This window comes from Spirillospora sp. NPDC049024 (assembly GCF_040649235.1).
Lineage (GTDB): Bacteria > Actinomycetota > Actinomycetes > Streptosporangiales > Streptosporangiaceae > Spirillospora.
The window spans coordinates 32,656-42,263 of record NZ_JBEZFD010000019.1 but is presented as its reverse complement, the minus strand read 5'-3'; the positions used below and the strand labels follow the sequence as shown (position 1 = coordinate 42,263).

Genomic DNA, 9,608 nt, shown 5'->3' with positions numbered 1-9,608 from the left:
GAAAGGGAAAGACGATGACCAACCCCTTCGAGGACCCCGACGGCACCTACCTCGTCCTCGTCAACGACGAGGGCCAGCACTCGCTGTGGCCGTCCTTCGCCGAGGTCCCCGCCGGCTGGACGGTCGCCAAGGACGAGGACACCCGCCAGGCGTGCCTCGACCACATCAACGAGAACTGGACGGACATGCGGCCGAAGAGCCTCGTCGAGGCCATGGGTGAGTGACGCCGGCGGGGGCCCGCCCCCGGAGACCGCGCATCTGCGGATCCCCTCGGTCACCGAGTGGGAGATGGAGATGCTGGACGCCGCCGACCTGCGTCCCGCGCCGCTGCCGGGCGTCGAGATGACGTTCACCCTCGCCGGGCTGCCCTCCCCGGACGTCAACCGCGCCCTGTACGCCACCGTCGGGTCCCGCGTGTGCTGGACGGACCGCTTCCCGTGGACGTACGAGCAGTGGCAGGCCTGGGTGGAGCGGCCGGAGCTGTCCACCTGGATCGCCATGGCCGAGGGCACCATCGCCGGCTTCTTCGAGATCGAGGCGCAGCCCGGCGGGGACACCGAGATCCACCTGGTCGGGCTCACCCCCGCGTTCGTGGGGCGCGGCTACGGCGGCTACCTTGTCGAGCAGTGCACCCGCCGCGCCTGGCAGCGCGGCGAGCTGTGGGCCCTGGACAGCGGACCCGCCACACGGGTGTGGCTGCGCACCAGCAGCCTCGACCACCCGAACGCGATCGCCAACTACCGGCGGCGGGGCTTCAAGGTGGCGGCGGAGAGCACCGCGGCCAAGCTCGTCCCGGACCCGCGGGTGGCGCCGTGGCCGCTGCCGCGCGACCCCCGCGTGGCGTCCCGCCGGGACGAGGAGGAGGAGTTGATCACGTGACCTGGTTCCGCTGCCCCGAGACGCGGCCCTGGGCGTCGATGCGGCTGTTCTGCCTGCCGCACGCGGGCGGGTCGGCGGTGTTCTACCGGCCGTGGGCCAAGGAGGCCGGCCCGGCCGTCGAGGTGCAGGCCGTCCAGTACCCGGGCCGCGCCGACCGGATGGCCGACGCGTTCGTCACCGACGCCCACCAGCTCGCCCGCCTGGTCGCCGGGGCGATGGCGCCGCTGATGGACCGCCCGGCCGCCCTGTTCGGGCACAGCATGGGCGCCGTCGTCGCCTACGAGGTGGCGCGGCTGCTGGAGGAGCGCGGCGCCGCCCCGGTGCACGTGTTCGCGTCGGGCGCCCGCCCGCCGGACGACCGCGGCGACGAGCGCGTCCACGAGAAGGACGACGACGGGCTGGTCGCCGAGCTGGCGAAGCTCGGCGGGACCGACGCCGAGCTGCTCGCGGACCCGGAGATGCGCGAGCTCGTCCTGCCGTACGTCCGCAACGACTTCACGCTGATCGAGAAGTACGCCCGCCGGCCCGGCCCGCCGCTGGCCGCCCCGCTCACCGCGCTCGTCGGGGACGCCGACCCGCACGTGGACGAGGAGAAGGCCCGCGGCTGGGAGCGCGCCACCAGCGGCCGGTTCGCGCTCAGGGTGCTGCCCGGCGGGCACTTCTACCTGGCCGACCAGCGGTCCGCCGTGCTCGCCGAGATCCTGCGCACGCTCGAGGTCCCCGCGGTGCGGTGAGCGGACGGGCCGCCCCCACGGGAGTCCGTGGCGGGGGCGGCCCGTCGCTGAGGGGGAGCCTCCTTCAGGGTCAGTAGACCGACACCCCGTACCTGGACAGCGGCTCGGTGACGGGCTGGAAGAACGTCGTCCCGCCCGAGGAGCAGTTGCCGCTGCCGCCCGAGGTCAGCCCGAGCGCGGTGTTCCCGGCGAACAGGGAGCCGCCGCTGTCGCCGGGCTCGGCGCAGACCGTGGTGCGGATGAGGCCGCTGACGCTGCCCTCCGCGTAGTTCACCGTCTGGTTGAGCGCGGTGACCCGGCCGCTGTGCAGGCCGGTGGTGCTGCCGCTGCGGTACACGGTCTGGTTCACCGACGCGTTGCCGGCGCTGGTGATGTCGCGGGTGCCGCTGTAGAGGTAGACCGAGCCCTGCGTGTCGGTGGGCGTCGAGCTGTACCGGACGATGCCGTAGTCGTTGCCGGGGAAGCTGGTCCCGGCCCTGGTGCCCAGCGTCCGGCCGGAGCCGTCGGTCCAGGTCGAACCGATGTTGGTGCAGTGCCCGGCCGTGAGGAAGTAGTACGTGCTGCCGCTCCTGACGTTGAAGCCGAGCGAGCAGCGGGCGCCGCCGGTGTAGATCGCCTCGCCGCCGCGGGTGAAGGTCTGGAACTTCCCTGCGACGGTCTCGGTGCGGACCGCGGCGCCCTGCTTGGCGGCGGCGGTCCGGACCTTCTTGAGCTTGGCGCCCTTGACCGTGCTGTCCACGCTGAGGACGACCTGGTTGGCGGCCGGGTCGACGGCCCAGGCGGTGCCCGGGACGGTCGCGTCGCGCTTGAGCGCGGCCTCGACCTTCTTCAGGTCGGAGCCGCTTCGCGCGACGGTCTTGGGCACCGCGCCCGCGGCGCGGACCGCCTGCGCGGCCTGCGCGTCGGTGACCGTGACGACCAGCTTGCCGTCCTGGAGGTAGGAGCCCGCGCTGCGGGTGCCCAGCTGGTGCGCCAGGGCGGTCGCGACGTCGCCGGGAGCGGCGGGGGCGGCGGGAGCGGCGGGGGACGCGGACGCGGCGGGGGCGGTGGCGAGGGTGGCTGCCACCAGACCGGCCGCCGCCGTGGTGACGGCGGCGGCGCCGACGCGCCTGTGACGGATCTTCACTTGTGCCTCCACGGGGGATCGGGCGCACCCGGGTGGTGCGCCGGAGGTCACCGACATGGTGTAAGAACCGTCAAGTCGGACGTAAGACGCAGAAGATGACTAATTCGACGCGTGCGCGTTGGCACTCTCGGAGCGGCGTCCGTGGTCAGTCCGGCAATACCAAACCGTCGCGCGCCGGACCGGAACGAAGTCCGGCCCCGGTCCTCCCGCCGGAAAGGCCGAAGGACCAGGGCCGAAACTCACGTGGCCTCCCGCCGCCTGGGAGCTCCGGCGGGCCGCCTGGGGCCGCTAGTAGACCTCGGCCCCGAACGCCGACAGCGCCTCGGTCACGGGCTGGAAGAAGGTGACGCCGCCGGAGGAGCAGTCACCGCTGCCGCCGGAGGTCAGCCCGACCGCGCTGGACCCGGCGAACAGCGGGCCGCCGCTGTCGCCCGGCTCGGCGCACACCGTCGTCTGGATGAGGCCGCTGACGCTGCCCTCCTGGTAGTTCACCGTCTGGTCGAGCGCGGTGACCTGCCCGTCGTGGACGCCGGTGGTGCTGCCGCTGCGGGTCACGGTCTCGCCGACCGTGGCGTCCGCTGCGCCGGTGATGTCCTGGAACTGGCCGTTGACCGTGACGCCGCCCTGCGTGTCCTCCGGAGCGGAGTCGTACTTGACGATGCCGTAGTCGTTGCCGGGGAAGCTGCTGCCGGCGTTGCTGCCGAGCGTGCCTCCCGACTCGTCGGTCCAGGTGGAGCCCGCCTCGGTGCAGTGCCCCGCCGTCAGGAAGTAGTACTCGCTCCCCTTCTTGACGTTGAAGCCCAGCGAGCAGCGCGCGCTGCCGGTGTAGATCGGGTCGCCGCCTGCGGTGAACATGCGGAACTGCCCCGCGACCCGCTTGGTGCGGACGGCCGCACCCTGCTTGCCCGCGGCGCTCCGCACCTTCTTGAGCTCGGCGCCCTTGACCGTGCTGTCCATGGTGAGGACGACCTGGTTGGCCGCCGGGTCCACGGCCCAGGCGGTGCCCGGGACGGTCGCGTCGCGCTTGAGCGCGGCCATGACCTTCTTCAGGTCGGAGCCGCTGCGCGCGACGCTCTTCGGCACGGCCCCGGCGGCGCGGACCGCCTGTGCGGCCTTCGCGTCGGTGACCGTGACGACCAGGTTCTTCGTGGCCTGGTCGACGTAGGCGCCGGCGCTGCGGTCACCGAGCCGCTGCGCCAGCTTGGCGGCCACCCCGCCCGTGTCGGACGGGGAGGCGACGCGCCCGGTCGGCGCGTCGAGGGCGGCGTTCGCGGCGGGTGCGGCGACGAGGGCGGTCGCCACGAGCCCGGACGCCGCCACGGTGACGGCGGCGGCGGTGCCGCGGACGCGGTTGGAACGGATCTTCACTCTGCCTCCAGGGGGGATTGGGCGCACCCGAGTGGTGCACCGGAGGTCACGGGCAATGCTGGAAGATCGCTGAACGTCCACGTAAGGCGAGAAAGTGACCAATCGACTATCTACGGATTGTCACAATGGGTGCGGGTTCCGTGGTCGATCCCCGGGGAGGATGGCCCGTTTGGCCGGTTTAGTACTGACCGGTAGACAGGGCCATTGGGCGAGGGGCCGCCGGGAGCGGCACTACCCGGGACGCGGGAGAATGATCCGGTGACGTTGCTTCTGTCCCGCTCGGACCTCGAATCGCTGCTCGACCCCGCCCGGTGCCTGGAGGCCCTGCGCCGCGGCTTCACGGCCGGGGACGGCGGGACCGCGGCCCGCCGCGTGGTCGTGAAGCCGCCCGGGGAGGGCACGGCGACGGCGCTGCTGCCGGGCGTGGTCGAGGGGATCCCCGCCTACACGGTGAAGGTCAACGCCAAGTTCCCGGCCAGCCGCCCGGCGCTGCGCGGCGTCGTCTGCCTGCACGACCTCGGGACCGGCGAGCTGCTCGCCCAGCTGGACTCGGCGACCGTGACCGCTTGGCGCACCGGCCTCGCCGCCGCGCTCGGCACCCACGCCCTGGCGCGTCCGGACGCCGGGGCGGTCGCGGTGATCGGCGCGGGCGCGCAGGCCGAACTGGTCCTGCGGGGGCTGGGCGAGCTGCGGGAGGTGCGCGGCCTCGCCGTGTGCGACCTCGACGCCGGCCGCGCCGCGGACTTCGCCGCGCGGCACGGCGCCCGGCTGGGCGTGCCCGCGGCCGTGGCGCCGGACCCGCGCGCCGCCGTCCGGGACGCCGAGATCGTCGTCATGGCCACCTGGGCGCGCAGCCCCCTCCTGGACGCCGCCGACGTGGCCTCCGGGACGCACCTCACCTCCCTCGGCGCGGACGAGCCCGGCAAGGCCGAGCTGGGCGCCGCCCTGCTGGCGGGCGCCCGCGTCGTGGTCGACGACGTCCCGCTCGCCGCCGAGATGGGGGTGCTGGCGGGCGCGCCCCCGGGCGCCGTGCGCGCCGCCGGGACGCTGGGCGACCTGCTGCGCGGCCGGGCGCCCGGGCGGGCGGACGACGGCGAGGTCACGGTGTACGCGCCCGTCGGGCTGCCCTGGCAGGACCTCGCGCTCAGCTGGACGGCCTACACCGACGCCCGCGCCGCGGGCGCCGGCGTGGAGTTCGATTTCCTCGCCTGAACCGGTTCCGGCCCATCAGGTGTACGAACGCTAATTGGCGGAATACCCCTCGCTGGATTCCTGGTTTCCCCGGTGTCTTTGCGTTGACGCGGTGAATAGTGTTGGCTCCGTCCGGTAAGACTTTAGTAGTCGCGAGGCTGTCGAAGGTGACACAATGGAAGCTCGATTTCGCGCTGACCGAATCCCCGGTATCGTCTCGCGGCCGCCGCCCTGACGCGCAGAACGTGCTCGGTAATTCCTCTTTCTCAGGACGCGGACGGGTGGCCCTGTTGGAGACGAAAATGATTCGCATTCTGCTCGCCGAGGGCGCCCCGCTGCTGCGCGGCGGGCTCGTCGCGCTGTTCGAACGGGTGAAGGACCTCGACGTCGTGGCGGCCGTCGGCTCCGGTGAGCAGGTGCTCCGCACGGCGCGCAGACGGCGGCCCGACGTCGCCCTGATCGACGTCGGGCTGCCCGACCTGGACGGCTTCACCGCCGCCCGCGCCTTACGAGAGTCCGTCCCGGAGTGCCGCACCGTCCTCATGGCGGGCCGCTGCCGGACCGGCGACCTGCGCCGCGCGGTGGCCGCGCGGGCGTCCGGGCTCGTGCTGAAGGACACCTCGCCGAACGACCTCGTCGACGCGATCCGGCAGGCCGCGGCCGGGGCGCGCGTCATCGACCCCGACATGGCGTTCACCGAGCTGGGCTCGGCTCAGAGCCCGCTGACCGAGCGGGAGATCGAGGTCCTCACCCTGGCGTCACGGGGCGCGACCGCGGCGGAGATCGCCGAGGACCTCGTCCTGACGATCGGCACCGTCCGCAACCACCTGTCCCGCATCAACCGCAAGGTCGGCGCGCAGAACCGGGTCCAGGCCATCCGGATCGCCGAGGAGGCCGGATGGCTGTGAGCCCTCCTCCCAGCGCCCGATCAGGTCCCGGTACAGCGGGCAGACCGCGGGCAGGTCCGCGTGCCGCCCGAGGTGGGCGCGGGTCCCGTCCAGCACCAGGACGCGGCGGGCGCGCATCGCCGAGCTGATCCGGTGCGCGATGACCACCAGCGTGCCGGGCCGCCGCGCGAACGCCTCCTCCACCCGCGCCTCGTCGGCCGGGTCGAGCCGGTACGCCGCCTCGTCCAGGATCACGAGCGGCTGCGGCGCGAGGTAGGCCCGGCACAGCGCGACGCACTGCCGCTGCGCCTCGGTCAGGGCGGCCGGGTCCAGCCGCGCCCCGAGCCCGCCGAGGTCGCGGACGAGCGGCGCGAGCCCCAGCGCGTCCACGGCCCGCCCCGCCTCCCCGGGGCCCGTGTCCGGCGCGTAGTAGAGGAGGTTGTCGAGCAGGGTGCCGCCGAACACGTACGCCTCCTGCGGGACGAGCACCCGCCGGTCCGGGTCGCCCGCCGGCCGCCCGTCCACCAGCACCTCGCCCGCGCCGGGCGCGGCCAGCCCCGCGATCAGCGCCGCGAGCGTCGACTTGCCGATGCCGCTCGGCCCCACCACGGCCAGGTGGTCGCCGTGCGGGACGACCAGGTCCAGGTCCTCGATCACCGGCCGCGCGCCCTCCCCGTAGGCGAACGTCACGCCGCGCAGCTCCACCGCGGGCGCCCCCGCCGCGGGCTCGGCGGGCCCGGAGACGGGCGCGTCCGGCGCGTCCGGCGCGCCCGTCTCCAGGATGCGGCCGAGCGTCACCGCCAGCCGCAGGCCGCTGCCGCCCATGCCGTGCACGAGCGTCCGCAGCGCCGGCTGCAACCCGTGCAGGACGTAGGTCAGCGCGCCGATCAGCGTCCCCGCCGTGGCGCCGCGCCGCATCAGCCACGGCGCCGCCGCCAGGACCAGCAGCAGCGGCAGCCAGCCGCTCACCGCGAGCGCGACGGAGCGCACCGCCGCGAGCCGCGCCACCGCGCGCCCGGCCGCCGCCTGCGCCTCCACCGCGGCGCCCAGCTCCGCCCGCAGCAGGTCCTCGCCGCCGCACGCGACGGCGTCCCGCAGCCCGGCGGCGAGCGCGGTGGTCCGCTCGGCGATCTCCTCCTCGCCGACGACGAGGTCCCGCTGCCGCGCGGCGGCCCGGCCGAACACCGCCCCGAACAGCACGAGCCCGAGCACCAGCGGCGGCACCACCAGCACCGTCACCTCGGGCGTCATCGCCGCCAGCCCCAGCAGCGCCGCCCCGGCGGTGAACACGAACCCGCGCGCGACGACGAGCAGCCCGCCGAAGGTGTCGCGGACGATCTCCACCTGGTGGGTGAGCCGCGCGACCGCGCCGGTGTCGGGCCGTCCCCGCAGCGACCGGTGCAGCGCCCCCGTCGCGACCCGCCGCACCAGGTCGTCCCGGAACGGCTCCACGATCGCGGCCAGCGCCGGATACAGCCGCCGGCTCCCGGCCGCCCCGACCAGCGCGGACACGGCGAGCACGCCGAGCCAGACCGCCGCGGTGGACGTCCGTCCCGTCCGGAACGCGTCGGTGGCCTCACCGACGGCCCGCCCGAACACCGCCGTGGGGACGGCCTCCACCGCCGACCATCCGGCGGCCCGCGCCACCGCCCGGGGCCGCGCCCGGACGGCGTCCCCGGCGCTGCGCCACAGGACCCGCGCCGCCTCCCGCCTGCCGGTCACGCCGTGCCTCCGAAGACCGCGCGGTAGTCGGGATCGGTCCAGAGGACCTCGTGGGGGGCCGTCCGGCGCACGCGTCCCCCGTCGAGCCAGACGACCAGGTCGGCGCGGGCGGCGGTGGAGGCGCGGTGGGCGACGATCAGGCGCGTCCGGTCGGCGAACCGGTCGAGCAGCGCGTCGGTGATCTGGAGTTCGGTCACGGTGTCGAGGCTGGAGGTCGCGTCGTCCAGAACGAGGACGCGCCCGGCGTGGGCGAACGCGCGGGCGAGGCCGAGGCGCTGCAGCTCCCCGCCGGACAGCGGCGCCTCCGCGAGCGGCGTTCCGTACCCGTCCGGGAGGCGGCGGACGAAGCCGTCGGCGCGGGCGGCCCGCGCCGCCTCGCGCAGCCAGGCGTCCGGCGGCCGCGAGGGCCCGAAGGCGACGGCGTCGCGGACGGTCGCGCCGAACAGCGCGGGCCGGGCGAAGGCGTAGCCGATCTCGCGGCGCAGCGCGGCCCGGCCGAGGCGGGGGAGCGGCGTGCCGTCCAGCAGTACCTCGCCGCGGTCGGGGTCGGCGAGCCGGCCGGCGAGCGCCGCGAGCGCGGAGGCGCCGGAGCCGGACCGCCCGACGACGGCGACGGCGCGCCCGCCGGGGACGGCCAGGTCGAGGCCGTCCAGCGCCCCGGCGACGGTGACCCCGCGGAACTCCAGGCGGCCGGGGCCCGGCGGGGCGTCGCCGGTGCCGTAGGTCGGCGCGGGCCACGCCAGGACCTCGGCGGCGCGGCGGGCGCCGGCGCGGGCGCGGCCGAGGCGGAGCAGCTGGGTGAGCACGGGCCCGAACCCGGCGGCGAGGCCGGCGTACTGGACGGTCGCGACCAGCTCGCCCGGCGTGATGCGGCCCGCCGCGAGCTCGGCGCCGGCGACGCCGACGGCCGCGACCTGCAGGAGCAGCAGCGCCAGCAGGCCGCGCGCCGCGATGCCGCCCTGCACCCGCCACATCGCCTCGCCCTCCGCGCGCAGGCCGGGCAGCGGGCGCAGGATGCGCGCGGCCTCGCGGTCGGCCGTGCCGGCGGCGGCGATCGTCCGGGCGCCGGCGAGGGCCTCGGCGAGGCGTCCCGCGATCGTGCCCTGGACGGTGAGGTAGCGGTGCGCGGACGCGGTGATGTCGCGGACGAACGCGCGCATCAGCAGCGCCACCGCAGGCACCGCGACCGCGATCGCCGCCGCGGTCCGCCAGTCGATCAGGTAGAGCGCAGCGAGCGCCCCGGCGGCCGGCAGCAGCGCGGCCGCGGCCTCGGTCGCGGCGGCGGGCGCCACGCCGGCCTCGGCCGCGCCGCCCACCATGCGTCCCGCCACGTCCCCCGGGGGGAGGCGCGGCGCGGGGCCCGCCGCGAGCAGGTGCCGGACGAGCGTGTGCCGCAGCCACGCGGTCGCCCGGGCCGCAGTGCAGCCGGTCGCGAGCTCCGACAGCACCTCCGCCGCGGCGGCCGCCGCCACGAGGGCGGCGCAGGGCCAGAGCGCGGCGGCGGCCGGGGCCCCGCCCGGGGGGACCGCGTCGATCGCGCGGGCCAGCGCGAACGGGAGCAGGACGGCCGCCGCCGCGTCCGCCAGCGCCGCGGCCCCGACGAGCGCCGTCCATGCGCGGGCGTGCCCGGCGGCGCGCAGCAGCAGCCGGTCCGCGCCGGCCGCCGCGGGAAGGGAGGTCATGGGGTCTCCAAACACGGCG

General features: G+C 75.9%; 8 protein-coding genes and 1 pseudogene. 5 read left to right on the top strand and 4 right to left on the bottom strand.

Translation table 11 applies throughout. The features are described 5' to 3' along the window. Window positions 1-14: 14 nt before the first annotated feature. The 3 genes from AB0C21_RS30370 to AB0C21_RS30360 are packed head-to-tail and all read left to right on the top strand — an operon-like array spanning window position 15 to window position 1,613. Window positions 15-224 (top strand): MbtH family protein, encoded by a 210-nt coding sequence (locus tag AB0C21_RS30370; RefSeq protein ID WP_149263614.1) that lies wholly within the window; start codon window positions 15-17, stop codon window positions 222-224. Further along, window positions 217-879, top strand: coding sequence for a GNAT family N-acetyltransferase (locus AB0C21_RS30365; RefSeq protein WP_235037298.1), 663 nt, complete (start codon window positions 217-219; stop codon window positions 877-879). The genes AB0C21_RS30370 and AB0C21_RS30365 overlap by 8 nt, the downstream gene beginning before the upstream one ends. Next, on the top strand, window positions 876-1,613 hold the full coding sequence (locus AB0C21_RS30360; protein ID WP_500208806.1) for a thioesterase II family protein: 738 nt from the start codon (window positions 876-878) through the stop codon (window positions 1,611-1,613). The genes AB0C21_RS30365 and AB0C21_RS30360 overlap by 4 nt, the downstream gene beginning before the upstream one ends. A 70-nt stretch (window positions 1,614-1,683) precedes the next feature. Here the strand turns inward: AB0C21_RS30360 and AB0C21_RS30355 are convergent, their stop codons facing one another. After that, window positions 1,684-2,739, bottom strand: coding sequence for a S1 family peptidase (locus AB0C21_RS30355; protein ID WP_500208805.1), 1,056 nt, complete (start codon window positions 2,737-2,739; stop codon window positions 1,684-1,686). Between the two features lie 288 nt (window positions 2,740-3,027). Next, a complete protein-coding gene (locus tag AB0C21_RS30350; RefSeq protein ID WP_500208804.1) occupies window positions 3,028-4,107 on the bottom strand; it encodes a S1 family peptidase in 1,080 nt (359 codons plus the stop codon). A gap of 258 nt (window positions 4,108-4,365) precedes the next feature. On the opposite strand from AB0C21_RS30350, the gene AB0C21_RS30345 reads away from it, so the two are divergent. Both AB0C21_RS30345 and AB0C21_RS30340 read left to right on the top strand, forming a co-directional pair. Continuing rightward, complete coding sequence (locus AB0C21_RS30345; RefSeq protein ID WP_500208803.1) at window positions 4,366-5,319, top strand: ornithine cyclodeaminase family protein; 954 nt, start codon at window positions 4,366-4,368, stop codon at window positions 5,317-5,319. Between the two features lie 281 nt (window positions 5,320-5,600). Then, window positions 5,601-6,206, top strand: a complete 606-nt coding sequence (locus AB0C21_RS30340) for a response regulator (RefSeq protein ID WP_500208801.1) — start codon at window positions 5,601-5,603, stop codon at window positions 6,204-6,206. 12 nt (window positions 6,207-6,218) lie between these two features. Here the strand turns inward: AB0C21_RS30340 and AB0C21_RS30335 are convergent. After that, window positions 6,219-7,907 (bottom strand): annotated as a pseudogene (locus tag AB0C21_RS30335) (ATP-binding cassette domain-containing protein); the annotation flags it as partial. Next, on the bottom strand, window positions 7,904-9,589 hold the full coding sequence (locus AB0C21_RS30330) for an ATP-binding cassette domain-containing protein (RefSeq protein WP_500208800.1): 1,686 nt from the start codon (window positions 9,587-9,589) through the stop codon (window positions 7,904-7,906). The gene AB0C21_RS30330 and the pseudogene AB0C21_RS30335, both read right to left, overlap by 4 nt. Window positions 9,590-9,608 lie beyond the last annotated feature (19 nt).